At 61.5% G+C, this 15,668-nt stretch carries 18 protein-coding genes; 14 read left to right on the top strand and 4 right to left on the bottom strand.

Annotation, left to right across the window (positions count from 1 at the left end):
• Nucleotides 1-9: 9 nt before the first annotated feature.
• Both RYH70_RS05545 and RYH70_RS05540 read left to right on the top strand, forming a co-directional pair.
• The gene (locus RYH70_RS05545; protein ID WP_233925821.1) at nt 10-492 is read left to right on the top strand and encodes a hypothetical protein; all 483 of its coding nucleotides are present in this window, start codon (nt 10-12) and stop codon (nt 490-492) included.
• A gap of 89 nt (nt 493-581) precedes the next feature.
• Nucleotides 582-761: a hypothetical protein gene (locus RYH70_RS05540; protein WP_022995293.1), complete on the top strand. Its 180-nt coding sequence runs from the start codon at nt 582-584 to the stop codon at nt 759-761.
• Nucleotides 762-911: 150 nt separating this feature from the next.
• Here RYH70_RS05540 and RYH70_RS05535 read toward each other — a convergent pair whose 3' ends face one another.
• Nucleotides 912-1,241 (bottom strand): DUF1820 family protein, encoded by a 330-nt coding sequence (locus tag RYH70_RS05535; RefSeq protein WP_022995292.1) that lies wholly within the window; start codon nt 1,239-1,241, stop codon nt 912-914.
• 423 nt (nt 1,242-1,664) lie between these two features.
• On the opposite strand from RYH70_RS05535, the gene coxB reads away from it, so the two are divergent.
• From coxB to RYH70_RS05515, 4 genes are read left to right on the top strand one after another with little or no spacing between them, the layout of a single operon-like run.
• Nucleotides 1,665-2,873, top strand: a complete 1,209-nt coding sequence (gene coxB / locus RYH70_RS05530) for a cytochrome c oxidase subunit II (RefSeq protein WP_316309937.1) — start codon at nt 1,665-1,667, stop codon at nt 2,871-2,873.
• Nucleotides 2,874-2,887: 14 nt separating this feature from the next.
• Nucleotides 2,888-4,492, top strand: a complete 1,605-nt coding sequence (gene ctaD / locus RYH70_RS05525; RefSeq protein ID WP_022995290.1) for a cytochrome c oxidase subunit I — start codon at nt 2,888-2,890, stop codon at nt 4,490-4,492.
• Between the two features lie 27 nt (nt 4,493-4,519).
• Complete coding sequence (locus tag RYH70_RS05520; RefSeq protein WP_014993500.1) at nt 4,520-5,095, top strand: cytochrome c oxidase assembly protein; 576 nt, start codon at nt 4,520-4,522, stop codon at nt 5,093-5,095.
• A gap of 27 nt (nt 5,096-5,122) precedes the next feature.
• Nucleotides 5,123-6,004, top strand: coding sequence for a cytochrome c oxidase subunit 3 (locus RYH70_RS05515; RefSeq protein ID WP_014993499.1), 882 nt, complete (start codon nt 5,123-5,125; stop codon nt 6,002-6,004).
• 224 nt (nt 6,005-6,228) lie between these two features.
• On the opposite strand, the gene RYH70_RS05510 is transcribed toward RYH70_RS05515, so the two are convergent.
• Complete coding sequence (locus tag RYH70_RS05510) at nt 6,229-6,921, bottom strand: pseudouridine synthase (protein WP_022996099.1); 693 nt, start codon at nt 6,919-6,921, stop codon at nt 6,229-6,231.
• 33 nt (nt 6,922-6,954) lie between these two features.
• Nucleotides 6,955-7,206 (bottom strand): twin transmembrane helix small protein, encoded by a 252-nt coding sequence (locus RYH70_RS05505; protein ID WP_022996098.1) that lies wholly within the window; start codon nt 7,204-7,206, stop codon nt 6,955-6,957.
• A 104-nt stretch (nt 7,207-7,310) separates the two neighbouring features.
• Between RYH70_RS05505 and RYH70_RS05500 the strand changes: the two genes are divergently transcribed.
• The 7 genes from RYH70_RS05500 (at nt 7,311) to RYH70_RS05470 (ending at nt 13,773) form a co-directional block, all read left to right on the top strand.
• The gene (locus tag RYH70_RS05500; RefSeq protein ID WP_022996097.1) at nt 7,311-8,060 is read left to right on the top strand and encodes an SURF1 family protein; all 750 of its coding nucleotides are present in this window, start codon (nt 7,311-7,313) and stop codon (nt 8,058-8,060) included.
• A gap of 4 nt (nt 8,061-8,064) precedes the next feature.
• The gene (locus RYH70_RS05495; protein ID WP_022996096.1) at nt 8,065-8,679 is read left to right on the top strand and encodes a hypothetical protein; all 615 of its coding nucleotides are present in this window, start codon (nt 8,065-8,067) and stop codon (nt 8,677-8,679) included.
• A gap of 95 nt (nt 8,680-8,774) precedes the next feature.
• Complete coding sequence (locus tag RYH70_RS05490; RefSeq protein ID WP_026949588.1) at nt 8,775-9,827, top strand: COX15/CtaA family protein; 1,053 nt, start codon at nt 8,775-8,777, stop codon at nt 9,825-9,827.
• A 5-nt stretch (nt 9,828-9,832) separates the two neighbouring features.
• Nucleotides 9,833-10,723, top strand: a complete 891-nt coding sequence (cyoE, locus tag RYH70_RS05485; RefSeq protein ID WP_014993493.1) for a heme o synthase — start codon at nt 9,833-9,835, stop codon at nt 10,721-10,723.
• Nucleotides 10,724-11,006: 283 nt separating this feature from the next.
• Nucleotides 11,007-11,594 carry a LemA family protein gene (locus RYH70_RS05480; protein WP_026949586.1) on the top strand — a complete coding sequence of 196 codons (588 nt, stop codon included), beginning with the start codon at nt 11,007-11,009 and terminating at the stop codon, nt 11,592-11,594.
• A 13-nt stretch (nt 11,595-11,607) separates the two neighbouring features.
• Nucleotides 11,608-13,371 carry a M48 family metalloprotease gene (locus RYH70_RS05475; protein WP_022996092.1) on the top strand — a complete coding sequence of 588 codons (1,764 nt, stop codon included), beginning with the start codon at nt 11,608-11,610 and terminating at the stop codon, nt 13,369-13,371.
• Between the two features lie 33 nt (nt 13,372-13,404).
• Nucleotides 13,405-13,773, top strand: a complete 369-nt coding sequence (locus tag RYH70_RS05470; protein WP_022996091.1) for a hypothetical protein — start codon at nt 13,405-13,407, stop codon at nt 13,771-13,773.
• On the opposite strand, the gene RYH70_RS05465 is transcribed toward RYH70_RS05470, so the two are convergent.
• Nucleotides 13,768-14,808, bottom strand: coding sequence for a GNAT family N-acetyltransferase (locus RYH70_RS05465; RefSeq protein ID WP_317009882.1), 1,041 nt, complete (start codon nt 14,806-14,808; stop codon nt 13,768-13,770). The two genes, RYH70_RS05470 and RYH70_RS05465, sit on opposite strands and share 6 nt — an antisense overlap.
• Before the next feature lie 281 nt (nt 14,809-15,089).
• Between RYH70_RS05465 and RYH70_RS05460 the strand changes: the two genes are divergently transcribed.
• The gene (locus RYH70_RS05460; protein WP_022996089.1) at nt 15,090-15,665 is read left to right on the top strand and encodes a cold-shock protein; all 576 of its coding nucleotides are present in this window, start codon (nt 15,090-15,092) and stop codon (nt 15,663-15,665) included.
• Nucleotides 15,666-15,668 lie beyond the last annotated feature (3 nt).

Here is a 15,668-nt window from a genome sequence, read left to right as displayed (position 1 = left end):
GACGCAACCATGGGCCGCAAACTGATTACAACACTGGCTGTGGGCGCCCTGTTGGCCACCGGCGCGGCGCAGGCGGATCCGCCCCCCTGGGCCGGGAACGGCAACAAGCACAACGGCAAACCCCATAAGGTGGAAAAACGGATCGAGTACCATAACGATCGTGACTGGCGCGACTACCGCTTCTCCCGGGATGAACGGGACCGGCTTGGCCGCTTTTATCAGCGCTACCCTTCCCATTCGGATCTGCCGCCGGGACTGCGCAAGAAGCTGGCCCGCACCGGCGAACTGCCGCCGGGATGGCGCAAGAAACTGCAGTCCGGACACCGCCTGTCCGATGATCTCCGCCGGTTCGGCTATCGCCTGCCCAATAGCTACTACGGAGACGGCTATCGCGGTGGCTACGGCTACTCCGATTATGTCATCGACAATGAAGTGGTTCGCGTCCTGGACGCCACCCAGACCATCATCGACATCTTCCAGTTGACCCGCTAACGAAACCACGGAGGGAACCCCTGCTCTTCTCCGGCGTCACATTGAAAGTGCGACTTTGGAACCACCGACACGGATAATCAGGAGTTCCCATGCCCAGATTGGCGATTCAAGGCCTGCTGGCGATCACCGCCACGCTCTGGCTGTCCCAACCCACCCTGGCCCGGGTGGAGAGCAGCGATATCGACCCACCGTCGGTGGAAACCCTGGAACCGGGCGCCGCCTCCGCCACCGAAACCCCGCCCGGAGAAAGCGAAGAGGAAAAATTCTGAATTTGGAGGTTTTACCGGGAACTTGCCGTCAACGGCACTGACTAATCTTGTGCAGTTTCTCCCTTGTAGATAATCAGGCAACCCTCGGGGCGCCTGGCGGAACGAACCGCCGGCGCCTTTTTTTTGTGTCCACCATCCGAGGCGGATCCGCTATTTCTTGCCGCCAGGCCCGAACGGCATGGGGAAGGAGGTCACATTGGAGCCGGTGGCCTCGGTAATTTTACCTATTCCTTCCTTCTCCACCTCATCCACCCGGATGATGGCGTGCATGGGAATGAACGAGCGCTGGACGCCGGCGAACTCACTCTTCAGCCGTTCCTCGGACGGATCCACCACCATTTGCGATCGCTCGCCAAATAAAAATTCCTCTACTTCGATGAAACCGTAGAGCTCACTCTGATAGATCTGGGCGGCGTAGATCTCATAGATCTGCCCCTGATTGAGGAAAATAACCCTGTAAATCTGACGGCTTTTGGACATTCCTGAATCCCTGCGCAGGGGTCGAAACGGGGCGCGCAGTCTAGCATAAATCGGCCCGGGCACACCCTCCCCAAGCCACATGACATGCGGCATTCCGGCTGGACTTTACCCCCTTGAATGTCTAGAGTTACCCGCCGTATGCCGTGGGGCATTTTGCCGCACTCTGGAAATTCGAACCAAACCACTCATATTAATGTAATTTGTTGATTTGGTTGGGGTTTCCCCCTTCTCGAGACGTTTGGGCAGCCGCTTTTTTGGCCTGCCCCGCCCCGTTTTGGGCCTGGAATCCGGCAACGGCTCCACAGCATCCTCAAGAAAAAGCCTGGGCCCGGTTCCAGGTGCCGGTGACGGCTAAGAAGGCGAAGAATGGGCTTGGACTCCTTACTGGGGGGTACCTTGCCGGGGAAAACAGGGAGCAAACGCATGCAGTCAACTCTGTTCCACCGCATGGCGGTCGGCTTGACCTCGCTGATGATCAGCGGGTTGGCCACGGCCAGCGACTGGGCTGAACGTTCCGACCACAACCTACGGCCCGGGGTGACCGCCATCGCCCAGGAAATTCACGGCTTGCATAACACCGTGTTGTGGATCGTATCCATCATCGGCCTGCTGGTTTTCGGGCTGATCCTGATCTCGGTGATCCGTCACCGCCGATCCAAACACCCAACCCCAGCCACCTTCCATGAAAATATCTTCCTGGAAGTTCTGTGGACGATCATTCCCTTTATCATCTTGATCGCCATGGCCGTACCCGCCACCCGGGTACTGATTGAACTGGACGATACCGCCGATTCCGAACTGACCGTCAAAGTCACCGGTTATCGCTGGAGATGGGGCTACGAATACCTCACCTACCAGGACGACAACGACGTCGGTGTTTCCTTCATTTCCTCCCTGGCCACGCCTCCTGAACAGTACGAAAACCCGGTACTCTCCGGCGGCCTGTTCCCCTACGGCACCGCCAAGGACCGCGTCGGCGCGCCGTCCCAGGACAAGGACCACAACTACATGCTCGAAGTGGATAACCCGCTGGTTATTCCTTCCGGCCAGAAGGTTCGTTTCCTGGTCACTTCCGATGACGTGATTCACTCGTTCTGGATCCCTGATTTCGGCGGCAAGAAGGACGCCATCCCCGGCTTCGTCAACGAAACCTGGGCGCTGGTTCCCGAGGGCCAGGAAGGCACCTACTATGGTCAATGCGCCGAACTGTGCGGTAAGAACCACGCGTTCATGCCCATCGAGGTCAAAGTGGTTGCCCAGAGCGAGTTCCAGGAGTGGCTGGCGCAGAAGAAAGAAGAGGCCGCCGCAGCACCTGACCTGACTCCGTTCGAAAGCCTGGACGCCGCCATGGAGGTGGGCGAGAAGGTCTACGCTGGTCAGTGCGCGCTTTGCCACGGGCAAAACGGTGAAGGCGGCATCGGTCTGGCTTTTGCCGGCAGCGACTTCGCCACCAAGTCCGAGCATCTTGAGGAGCATATCCATGTGCTTCTCGAAGGTCGTAACGCCATGCCGGCCTTCAAGGGCCAGTTGACGCCGAAGGAAATCGCGGCGGTGGTGACCTATGAACGGAACGCCTGGGGTAACGACACCGGCGATCTGATCCAACCCGAAGACGTACACGAAGAAGAGTAAGGGAGGGGACCGCGATGAGCACTGTTGCCGCAGCACACGATGATCACGATCATCACCACGCCCCGACCGGCCTGAAGCGCTGGCTGTTCAGCACCAACCACAAGGACATCGGTACGCTGTACCTGTGGTTCAGCTTTGCCATGTTCCTGGCCGGCGGTTTCATGGCGATGATCATTCGGGCCGAATTGATCGAGCCCGGGATGCAATTCGTTGATCCGGAATTCTTCAACCAGATGACCACCGTCCATGGTCTGACCATGGTCTTCGGGGCGGTCATGCCCGGTTTCGTGGGTCTGGCCAACTGGATGATTCCGCTGATGATCGGCGCGCCGGACATGGCGTTGCCGCGTATGAATAACTGGTCGTTCTGGATTCTGCCGTTCGCGTTCGCCATTCTGCTGAGCTCGGTGCTGTTGAGCGCCTTTGGCCATGGCAACCCGAGCGCGCCGAACTTCGGCTGGACCTTCTACGCGCCGCTGTCCACCAAGTACGGCCCGGCCTCCACCGATCTGTTCATCCTCTCGGTCCACATGATGGGGATCTCTTCCATCATGGGCGCCATCAACGTGATCGTGACGGTGTTCAACCTGCGGGCACCGGGCATGACCCTGATGAAAATGCCGCTGTTCGTTTGGACCTGGCTGATCACCGCCTTCCTGCTGATCGCGGTGATGCCGGTACTGGCCGGCGCCGTCACCATGATGCTCACCGACCGTCACTTCGGCACCAGCTTCTTTGATGCCGCCGGCGGTGGCGACCCGGTTCTGTTCCAGCACGTGTTCTGGTTCTTCGGGCACCCCGAGGTGTACATCATGATTCTGCCGGCGTTCGGTATCGTGTCGGCGATCATTCCCACTTTCGCGCGCAAGCAGTTGTTCGGTTACGCCTCCATGGTGTACGCCACCGCTTCCATCGCGCTGTTGAGCTTCGTGGTCTGGGCCCACCATATGTTCACCGTGGGCATGCCGCTGGCCGGCACCCTGTTCTTCATGTACATGACCATGCTGATCTCGGTGCCCACCGGGGTGAAGGTGTTCAACTGGGTGGCCACCATGTGGCGCGGTTCCATGACCTTCGAGCTGCCGATGAAGTGGGCCATCACCTTCGTCATCCTGTTCACCTGCGGCGGCCTGTCCGGTCTGATGCTGGCGATCACGCCGGTGGACTTCCAGTATCACGACACCTACTTCGTGGTGGCGCACTTCCACTACGTATTGGTCTCCGGCGCTGTGTTCACCATGTTCGCCGCCGCTTACTACTGGCTGCCGAAGTGGTCCGGCGTGATGCCGAGCAAGGTACTGGGTGAACTGCACTTCTGGAACTCTCTGATTTCCGTGAACCTGCTGTTCTTCCCCATGCACTTCGTGGGCCTGGCCGGCATGCCGCGCCGCTATGCCGACTACGCTCTGCAATTCGCCGATTACAACTTCTGGATCTCCATCGGCGGGTTCTGGTTCGGTCTTTCCCAGCTGTTCTTCCTGGCTGTGTGTCTGCAGTGCGCGCTGAAGAAAGGCGAGAAGGCGGAAGCCAAGCCCTGGGACGGCGCCGAAGGTCTGGAATGGGAAGTGCCGTCTCCGGCCCCCTTCCACACCTTCGACACACCGCCGGTGGTGAAGTAACGGATCCGACGGAAAGAGGGAGGCACCATGAGCAACGACGATCTGCAGGCCCGCAACGCCCGCACTTTGAAGAAGCTCCTTATCTGGGCGGTGGCAATGTTCGGCTTCGCCTTCGCCATGGTGCCTTTCTATAACGTCATCTGTGACATCACCGGCCTGAACGGCAAGACATCCAACACCGCGGCGACCCAATCGCCGGAAACCGTGGTGGAGGACCGGGTCGTGACAGTGGAGTTCATTACCCAGAACGGGGCCGGCGTGAACGGCAGCTTCTACGCCAAAACTCACCGGGTGCGCGTGCATCCGGGCGAGATCACGCTGGTGAACTTCTACGCGAGCAACCCCAAGGACCACGACATCATCACCCAAAGCATCCCCTCCATTACTCCCGGGCAGGCGGCGCGCTACCTGCACAAAACCCAGTGTTTCTGTTTTGATCAGCAGACGCTGACGGCGGGGGAGATGAAGGAAATGCCGATGATTTTTTACCTGGATCCGGAGTTGCCCAAGCACATCACCACCCTGACCCTGTCCTACACCATGTTCGATGTGACCGAACGTGTAACCGGGACTGATAACAAAAGCGACACCGTGGTGCGCTAAAACCCGGTGGTAGAGGAGACCAATTCAATGGCAACCGATAAGTACTATGTACCCGAGAGCAGCCCCTGGCCCCTGGTGGCCTCGGTGGGGCTGTTCATGACCGCCTTCGGCGGCGCGCACTTCATTCAACAGGCCACCGACCCGGACACCTTTTCCGGTTCCTGGGGCCAGCCGCTGTTCTTCTTCGGCCTGGCCTGGCTGTGGCTGACCATCGCGCTGTGGTGGCGTGACACCATCAAGGAATCCCGTGGCGGGCTGCACAGCCATCAACTGGGCATTTCCTATCGCCAGGGCATGCTCTGGTTCATCTTTTCCGAGGTCATGTTCTTTGGCGCTTTCTTCGGCGCCCTGTTCTACACCCGCTGGCTGATCGTGCCGTGGCTGGGCGGCGCCGGCAGTAACGCCATGACCCACGAGCTGCTATGGCCGGACTTCCAGGCCATGTGGCCGCTGGTGAAAACACCGGGCGGCACCACCACCCAAGCCATGGGCGCCTGGGGCCTGCCGGCGATCAACACCGCCATCCTGTTGACCAGTTCCATCACCCTGACCATCGCCCACCACGCCTTGCTGGCGGGTAAACGCGGCAAGTTGATCGGCTTCCAGGCCATCACCGTGCTGCTGGGCGCAATCTTCCTTGGTCTGCAGGTGGAAGAATATATCCACGCCTATACCGAAATGGGCCTGACCCTGGACGCCGGCATCTACGGCAGCCTGTTCTTCCTGCTCACCGGTTTCCACGGCGCGCACGTGACCATCGGCACCATCTTCCTGGCGGTGACGCTGATCCGGGTGATCAAGGGGCATTTCGACGCCGAGAACAACTTCGCCTGGGAAGCGGGGGCCTGGTACTGGCACTTCGTGGATGTGGTGTGGCTGTTCCTGTTCGTGGTGGTGTACTGGCTGTAAACGCCGCCGCCATCCCGAACACCAAAAGCCCCGGCAATGCCGGGGCTTTTTTGTTCGAAGCTCCCACAAAGCAGCTTCGTACCACAAACTGTGGGAGCCAGCCTGCTGGCGAATGCGACCTCCAATGCTGGGATATTCGCTTGCAGGCAAGCTCCCACAGCGGCGTTGTAGCGACCTCCGAATTTATCTCTCCACGGCTCGATGAAGGGTAATGCCGTTTCCTGCTAGACGCTGGCGATCTCCGCCGCCGTCAGCGCCCGATATTGGCCCGGCGCCAGATTCGGATCGAGGTGAATTTCCCCCATTTGCTCGCGATGCAGAGCGACAACGCGATTGCGGAAGTGGCCGAACATGCGCTTGACCTGATGATAACGCCCTTCGTACAGGGTCAGGCGGGCGCGGTGGCTGCCCAGCAATTCGAGTTGGGCGGGCAAGGTGGTGAGATCTTCATAGGCAAAGTACAGACCACGGGCGAACACCTCGATGTAGTCCTCGCTGATAGGCTGCTCGGTATCGACCCGGTAAACCTTGGGTTTGCGCTGCTCCGGCAGGGTAATACGCCGCGACCAGTGCCCGTCGTTACTGAGCAACAAAAGGCCACTGGTATTCAGATCCAGCCGCCCGGCCAGGTGCAGTTCGTGTTTGTCCGCCTCATCGAGCAAATCGAGCACGGTGCGGTGGCTATCGTGCCGGGTAGCGCTGACCACGCCCACCGGCTTGTGCAGCATCCAGTAACGGGCGCCACGCCCGGCTTGCAGCAGAGTACCATCCAACTCCACACGCTGAAATGCGCTCACCTCATGACGAGGGTTACGCACCACTTCACCGTCCACCCGCAGGCGCCCGGCACTGATCAGCAGCCGGCTTCGCCGCCGGCTATAAAGTGGAGAGAGGCTTAGCAAGCGATCCAGGCGCATGCTTCCATCCTGCTTACAGCGGCTCGGCGTCCTTTACTCTCCTTGTTGCTGCACCGGCTCGCCGTACAAGGTGGTCGGATTGACATCGTGGGGCTGGATCCAGCCCATCATCATGCTCAGCAGAATAAATATGAACACCGCCGCCGAGAAGCCCACCCGCCAGGCCAGCGCGCGCATGGTTTTACCTTCCTTGCCTTCATTACGGACCAGGGCCATCAAGGCCCGTCCCAGGGAGACCACGGCCGCGGCCAGCAGCACGATGACGATCAGTTTCACCCACCACATACAGGCACCTTCCACACTCGCTGTTCATGTACAATGTGCGCCCATTGTAGTCCCCCGGCGGTGAAGTGCACGCTCCACCGGCCGCCGTGACCCGGAGATCGCCCATGGCCGGAAAACCCCGCCTGTTTTCCCCTCTTGCCACCGCACTCACCCTGGTGGTGATCACCGTGTGCCTGAGCTTGTCCTGGTGGCAGTGGCAGCGCGCGGACGAGAAGAGAGAATGGCTCGCGGACCAGGCCGGCAAGGCCGCCGGGGCGCCACAGTCGTTATCCGCGGCCTTGAGGCGTGAGGACCGCCAGCATCTGCCCATCACTGTCAGCGGCGAACTCGACAACGCCCGTCCGGTACTGCTGGACAATCGCATGAATCAGGGCATCGCCGGCTACTACCTGCTTTCGCCGCTGCGTACCGATGACGGCCGCTGGGTGCTGATCAATCGCGGCTGGTTACCCCGTGGCAGCGATCGCGCGGTGCTGCCCTCGGTGGCGCCAGTGACCGGTCCGCTCACCGTGGAAGGCACGGTATACGAGCCCTCCACCCGCGCCCTGGTACTCAAGGACACCCCTCTGCCGGACAATCAATGGCCTTTAAGGGTGCAAAAGGTGGATTTTGCAGCCATCGGCGCCCGACTTGGGGTAGAATTGGCGCCCTTTGAAATCCGCCTTGCCGCGGATCAAGGCCTGGGCGATCAGCCGCCATTGCCAAAACCCTGGCAAGACGCGGAAACCACTATCAGCCCGCAACGTCACGAGGCTTACGCGCTGCAGTGGCTGGGGCTGGCCGTGGCGGCCCTGGTGGTCTTTCTGGTAGCGAGTCGGCGGCAGGCACGCCGACAGGATCAACTGGACGTATAAACCGATGTCCCCTCGCAGCAAAAACAGACTCACTTTACTGGCCATTCTCAGCCCCTTCGTGCTGTTTTTCCTGGCCGGCCGTTACCTGATCGACCCCTGGGAACTGCCGCGCCAGAACAAGGGCCAGTTGCTGATCCCGCATATTCCGGTGTCGGATCTGGGCCTGATGGAAAGCACCGAAGATCCCTACCGGGCCGATGACATGAGCGGCCGCTGGACAATGATGTACGTCGCCGGCGACGGCTGTGACAGCCGCTGCAAGAACGGCCTCTACTATCAGATGCGCCAGGTTCGCCTGGCACTCACCGAGGATGCGCAGCGCGTACGCCGGGTCGTGGTGCTTACCCGGCAACCAGATGCGGACTTCCGTGCTTTCCTGGACGACAATGTCGCCGGCATGGAGGAGGTCCAGGGTGACCTGGAGACCCTGAAAGCCACGCTCGAAGCCGCTTACGGCGAGAGTCAGTCTTCACCGGTGGGGGATATTTATCTGGTCAGTCCCGACGGCCAGATTTTCATGCGTTACCCCACCCACGAGGACATGGAAGCCACTCTGGAAGAGGCGGAGAACATCCGCCTGGATTTGAAACGGACACTCAAGGGCTCCCTGATCGGTTAGCGCCTACCCGGCACCACCGTTTGGATAGCCCGTGCTTTTATCCCGCGCGGACAACCCGCGCGTAGATCGGATGAACACCAGCAGGTCCCGAAATCATGCAAACCCTGACGTCTTCCCAAATCTGGCTGCGTCGCGTGACGATCGTAGCCATTTTCCTCGCCGCCGGCGTGATCGCACTGGGCGCCTGGACCCGCCTCAGTGATGCCGGCCTGGGCTGCCCGGACTGGCCCGGTTGCTACGGCCACCTGGATGTGCGTAAAGCCGTGGCCCACGTGGCCGATGTCAACTCGACGGATCCCGGCGCATTGCGTGAAGCGCACAAAACCATCCCGGAGATGGTCCATCGCTATTTCGCCTCCGTGCTGGGCCTGACCATCCTGATCATCGCGGCGCTCAGTTGGATCAATCGCAAGCGTGCCAAACAACCGCTGAAACTGCCGCTGTTCCTGGTGGTGCTGGTGATCTTCCAGGGCCTGCTTGGCATGTGGACGGTGACCATGGGGCTGCAGCCCACCATCGTCATGCTGCATTTGCTCGGCGGCTTCACCACCCTCACCTTGCTGTCGCTGCTGGCCGCCCGCCTCTACCGCTGGCCGGAATTTCTCAACGACTGCGATGTCCGCACCCTCAAGCCACTGGCCGGCCTGGCCCTGGCGGCGGTGATTCTGCAGATCGCCCTGGGCGGCTGGACCACCGCCAACTACGCGGCGGTGGTCTGTACCGAACTGCCGGTGTGTGAGTCCGGATGGACCGAACACCTCAATTTCGCCGATGCCTTTATTTTCTGGGGGCATGAGCACGACCTGCCCGACTATGAATTCGGCGTGCTGGAAAATGACGCCCGTACCACCATCCATGTGATGCATCGTTTCGGCGCCTTGCTGGTCTCTCTGCTGGTGCTGACCCTGGTGGTCCGCATCCTGCGCCGTGCTCACAGCACCTTTTTTCGCAACTTCGCCGGAGTGATCCTGCTGCTACTGCTGGTGCAAGTGGGTCTCGGCATCGGTAATGTGGTATTTTCCGTGCCACTGCGGATAGCGGTGGCGCACAACTTCGGCGCGGTGGTCCTGCTGATCACCCTGGTCCTGTTCATCCGCGCCATCAACGTCAAATGCACCAGTGCCCGACCGGGCCCCAACGGGGAATAGCGTTCATGAGCACCACCACCTGGCGAGACTATCTGGCCCTGACCAAGCCTGGCGTGGTCATGCTGCTGATGGTGACCGCCGTGGCCGGCATGTTTCTGGCCACGGATCCGCCGGGCATGGTTCCGCTGCCAATCTTTATCCCGGCGTTCGTAGGGCTGTCTCTGGCGATGATGGCCTCCGCCGCCATCAATCAGATCATGGACCAGAAGATCGATGCGATCATGAAACGCACCGAGCAGCGGCCGCTGGTGGCGGGCAAGCTGTCACCGCGAGCGGCGGTGGCGTTCGCCGTGGCGCTGGCGATGCTGTCCATGGCCATGCTGTACTTTCTGGTCAATCCGATGACCGCCTGGCTGACCCTGTTCGGCTTTGTCGGCTACGCCTTCGTCTATACCCTGTATCTGAAGCGCGCCACGCCACAGAACATCGTTATCGGCGGCGTCGCCGGCGCCATCCCGCCGCTGCTGGGCTGGGTGGCGGTAACCAACGAACTTCACCCCCATGCCTGGCTGCTGGTGTTGATCATCTTCGTGTGGACACCGCCGCACTTCTGGGCGCTGGCGATCCACCGGGCCGATGAATACGCCAAGGCCGATATCCCGATGCTGCCAGTGACCCACGGCATCCCGTTCACTCGCGAGTCGGTGCTCTATTACACCATCCTGCTGTTCGTGTGCTCGCTGCTGCCCTATCTCACCGGCATGAGCGGGCTGATCTATCTGATCGCCGCGGTCATCCTCGGCGCCATCTTCCTGGTGCACGCGGTGCGCCTGCGCTTCTCGGAAGACCCCAAGTTGCCGATGAAGACCTTTGGCTACTCCATCACCTACCTGTTCGTGTTGTTCACCGCGTTGCTGGTGGACCACTACATCCCGCTTTACCCCTTCATCGTCTGAAAGACGCTTCCCACAGACCGGACCACGAGCCGCTGTGGGGGCGTTGTCCGGGCAACGGGCCTCGCGACAAGTGTTAATTCGATCACGCCGGCTCGTCGGTCTACTTGGTTGTACGGCGGCATTACAGTAACTTAACCCATGGGAATGAAGGTCCGCCGGATGCGAGGCCGGCATTCCCCAATAATATGAGGTCCCGTGGCCGGCCCCGTCCGCTCCTGACAACCGCCGCTCGCGAGGAACCACGATCCGGGGAACCACGTTACTATCATTCTGGGGGGATAGTATGGGGGAGTGGCTATTCGCCGGCGTTATCGCCGCGCTGCTGTTGTATCTGATCGCCGTCTACAACCGGCTGATCCGTCTGCGTAATCAGTATCGCAATGCTTTCGCTCAGATCGATGTGCAGTTGCAACGCCGCCACGACCTGATTCCCAATCTGGTGAGCGCCACCCGCGCTTATCTGCGCCACGAACAAGACACTCTGACCCGGGTCACCGAAGCCCGCCGGGACGCCGCCAAAGCCCGCACCGATGCCGCCCGCCAACCAGGCGAAAGCGATGCCATGGCACGTCTGTCACAGGCTGAGAATCTGCTTTCCGGCAGCCTTGCCCAGTTTCGGGCCGTGGCCGAGAGCCATCCGGAACTGCGGGCGGACGCCACCGTGTCCGAACTGATGGAAGCCCTCACCAGCACCGAGAATCGCATCGGTTTCGCCCGCCAGGCCTTCAACGACACCGTGATGGGCTACAACACCTACCGCGAGCAGTTCCCGAATAACCTGATCGGCGGTCTGTTCGGACCATTCCGCGCCGCCGACCTGCTGTCACTGGAAACCGCGACGGCACGTCAAGCGGTCACGGTCAGACTCTGAGGCCACGGCGGCGATGGACTTCTTCCAGCATCAGACCCAGGCCCGGCGCCGCACCCTGCTGCTGGCGCTGTACTTCCTGCTGGCCCTCGCCGGAGTCACCGCGGCGGTCAATCTGGTGACCGTGGTGCTGGTCCGCCTGTTGCTGCCCGGCCTGGCGTCCGCGCCCTGGCTCGGCAGCAGTCCGTTCTGGTGGGTCAGTCTGTCGACGCTGTCGATCATGGCGTATGGCTCGCTACGCAAGGCCTGGCAACTGCGCGGCGGCGCCACCGCGCTCACCGCGCTGCTGTCGGCACGGGAAGTGGACGCCGACGCCGGCGACCAGCCGCTGCGCCGGCTGCGCAACGTGACGGAGGAGATGGCGATCGCCAGCGGTCTGCCGGTGCCACGCCTGTTCGTGCTGGACAGCGAAACCGGCATCAATGCCTTCGTCGCCGGCGCTCGTCCGGATCAGGCTTTGCTGGTGGTCACCCGCGGCGCCCTGGAGCAGCTGAGCCGGGAGGAACTGCAAGGCGTGGTGGCTCACGAATTCAGCCATATTCTCAACGGCGACATGCGCCTTAACCTGCAATTGATGACCGCGCTCTCCGGTATTCTGGCGGTGGGAAAAGTGGGCGAGTTCCTGTTGCAGCCGATCTCCCGGCGGCATCGCTATCAACCGCTCTTTTTCACCGGCGGCGTCCTGATGATGACGGTGGGCTACGCCGGGCTGTTCTTTGGTCGACTGATCAAAGCCGCCATCTCCCGGCAGCGCGAACATCTGGCGGATGCCTGCGCGGTACAGTTCACCCGGCAAAGTGAAGGCCTGGCCGGCGCTCTGATCAAGATTCGCAACGGTGGGGGTTCCTTGTTGCATTCCCTGTATGCCGAGGACATCAGTCACATGGGCTTCGCCGAAACCGTGTCCGTTCATCTGCGCGCCCTGCTCTCTTCGCACCCGCCATTGGAGCAACGCCTGCGGGCACTGGGTCCGGATTGGAACGCGCGCGCCCGGGTACGGGCACGCCGCGCCCCCCGCGCTTCTCAACATATCGGTTTTCTCGACGATGCCAATCTGGGTTACGCCCGGTCCCTGGTGGCCAGTATTCCAGGACCCTTGCGGCAAGCCCTGGCGGGCAACGAAGGAGCCGAAACCATTCTGTACGCGCTGGCGCTGGGGCCCCGTCCGGTGCCACCGGCGCTGGCCGGCGGCAAACGCGGCGAGTGGATCCAGCAAGTACGGCAGTTGGGCACCCGCCTGCGCCTGCCGTTGCTGGATCTGGCGCTGCCAACCCTGGCGCGCCAGCCCTTGGCGCGGCGCCAGGCCATCATTGATCAATTACTGGGAATCGCCCGCCAGAGAGGCAATCGCGATCTGCTCTGCTGGGCCCTGTGCGCGCTGGCCCGAACCCGCCTGCTGCCCGCCAAACGACTGCCGGAGCCGGCCCTGCATCGGTTCGGCGCGGTGGCGGCGGACCTTCAGGTGGTGTTTTCCGCCCTGGCCTGGGCCGCCGACAGTGCCCGTCATACCGCCGTGACGCTGTTTCAACAAGCCACCCGGGGGCTGCTGCCAGCGGGCCGTCAACTGTTGCCTCCGGACCGCTGCACACCGGAGCGGATGAATCATTCAGTGGCGCGGCTGAATCGGCTGACACCACCGCTCAAATCAGCGGTGATCGATACCGCCGCCGACCTGATACTCGCCGACGGCCGGATTCAGGTGGCGGAAACAGAACTGTTAAGGGCCCTCTGCGCCCTTCTCGACAGCCCGATGCCACCTTTGTTTCGTCGGACCCGCTGATTCTCCGTCAATGCGGATGCCATGGAAAAAACAATGCATTTGGAAAAAATAAGCCACCGCGTCACCCGTGACGCGGTTCATCAAGCCACCCGCGAAGTACGCCAGGGCCAGCTCGATCCGGCGTTGAATCAATGGTTCTCGGACCAGGGGCTGGACCTGGGCCGCACCCTGTTCGCCAGTCTCTGCCCCTTCGATCAACATACCTACACCGGCACACTGGTGGATCCCCAGGGCCGCGTCCTGGAGTTCCTGGTGGATCTGGATGAGCCGGACAACAGCAGCCTGGAGGACGTCAGCGACGAGCTGGGCCCCAAGCACCCGGAACATCCGGAGGCGGATCCCTGCGATCGCATCACCATGGCATTACTGATGCAGCAGCAAGGCGACGTGGGGAACTCATGAAAGATCCGACCGGAACGGCAACAGCGTCAGCGCTTCTTCCCGGTAGCCGCTGACATGCCGGGCTTCCCGGGCACAGAAATCCGCCACCGCGCGTTGAAACTCCGGTTCCGCCAGCCAGTGCAAAGAATAGGTAATGACCGGTTCAAATCCGCGCAACAGTTTATGCTCGCCCTGCACACCGGGATCGAACTCCGCCAGCCCCTGCTCGATGGCGAATTCGATGCCCTGGTAGTAGCAAAGTTCGAAGTGCAAAGCATCGAATTCGCGCAGGCAGCCCCAATAACGGCCGTACAGAGCCTGATCGTCGAACAGGTATAAAGCGGCGGCCACGGTGTCGTCCCGATGGCGGGCCAGCGCCACCATGATCTGATCTCCCTGGGCGGCGGCCAGATCGGTGAAGAAGGATTCGGTAAGATAAGGCCACTGCCCTCGTTTCAGATAGGTGCTGGCGTAACACTGGTAAAAGTGCGCCCACTCCGCTTCACTCAGCGTCGATCCCAGCCGGCGTTCCACCTGAACCTCCTGCGCCGTGACTTTCTCCCGTTCGCGTCTCAGGTTCTTGCGCTTGCGGGACTGGAAGCGCGCCAGGAAATCGCCGAAGTCAGCATAACCGTGGTTGAACCAGCGGAAATGGCAGGCCTGCCGTTCGACCAAGGGCAGCTCCGCCAGCGCCATGCGGCTGGCGCGGTCCGGAAACAACAGATGCCAGCCCGAAGCACCGGTTTCCGCCATTCGCTCGCGCACCGCCCGCCACATTCGGCCGGCGTCGATGTCCCCCCGCCAACGCGGTCCCACCACCGGAGTATAGGGAATGGCACTGACCAGCTTCGGATAATAGCGGTAACCGTAACGCTCGTAGGCGTCCGCCCAGGCGTAATCGAACACGTACTCACCACGGGAGTCCCGGCGCTCGAATAGCGGCAGGAAACCGCCATCGAGTTGCACATGACGGGGCAGCCAGCCGGCGTCTTCACCAGTGGCGCCGCTGCGCGCCAGGGCCTGAAAGAAACTGTCGGATAAAAACGGATACCGCAAAGTAACGCCTCTACTGCTCAATTCGGCCCTGGCGGGTGTGAGATTATCCGCCGCCTTGGTTACAATGGCCCGGCGGCGATCATAATGATAACGCAGGCCGATCTACTCCGGGGCTCGCCCTTTATCCCTTCTTTGCCCGCGGAGGCGACGCTCCCCTACAAGAGGAAGCGCGCGGAAACGACCATCGGCCCTGGCCGCCCGCCGGTAGCGCCGGCGTGACGTTCCTCTCCGCTTTTCGGAGAGGGTCCCGAGCCCAATGAGCATAAGGTAACGTCCATTCCATGAAAGTTTCCAAACCTTTGGCCGCCTTTTATATGCTGGCAGCCTTGTTACTGGCCCTGTGCGGCGCCTGGCTTATTTTCGCGCCGCGCTCCCTGATTCTCTCCGTGCATGACATCGAGCTGATGGTCTCCCCGGTATTGTCCCAGCAGGCCGGCCTGGGTCTCCTGCTGGCCGCCGCGGTGAACCTGGTGTGCCCGCTTGGCGGGCCCGGCCGTCTGCCCCTGCATTTGGCGGTGTTCTTTTACCTGGCGGGGCTGGTACTGGCCCACGGCCAGGTGGCCTTCGGCGTTGCCGCCTGGCTGTGGATTCCGGTGCTGATTTACCTGCTGCCGTTGCTGCCCTGGCAAAAACTCCGACTCGGCGGCGGCACCATGCGCCATGGCGAGGTGAAGTGGTTCAATCCCAATAAAGGCTTCGGTTTCATCCTTACCGACGATGAGGAAGAAATTTTCGTCCACTTCAAGGCGGTACAGAATGGTGGGCGCCGCAGCCTGCGTACCGGCACCCGGGTTCGCTTCACCACACGGCAATCCGATCGGGGTGAACAGGCCGATCAGGTGTACATCGAACAATAACCG

It is taken from the genome of Alloalcanivorax xenomutans (genome assembly GCF_032810065.1).
Classification (GTDB): domain Bacteria; phylum Pseudomonadota; class Gammaproteobacteria; order Pseudomonadales; family Alcanivoracaceae; genus Alloalcanivorax; species Alloalcanivorax xenomutans.
This window is presented reverse-complemented; position numbering and strand designations above follow the sequence as displayed.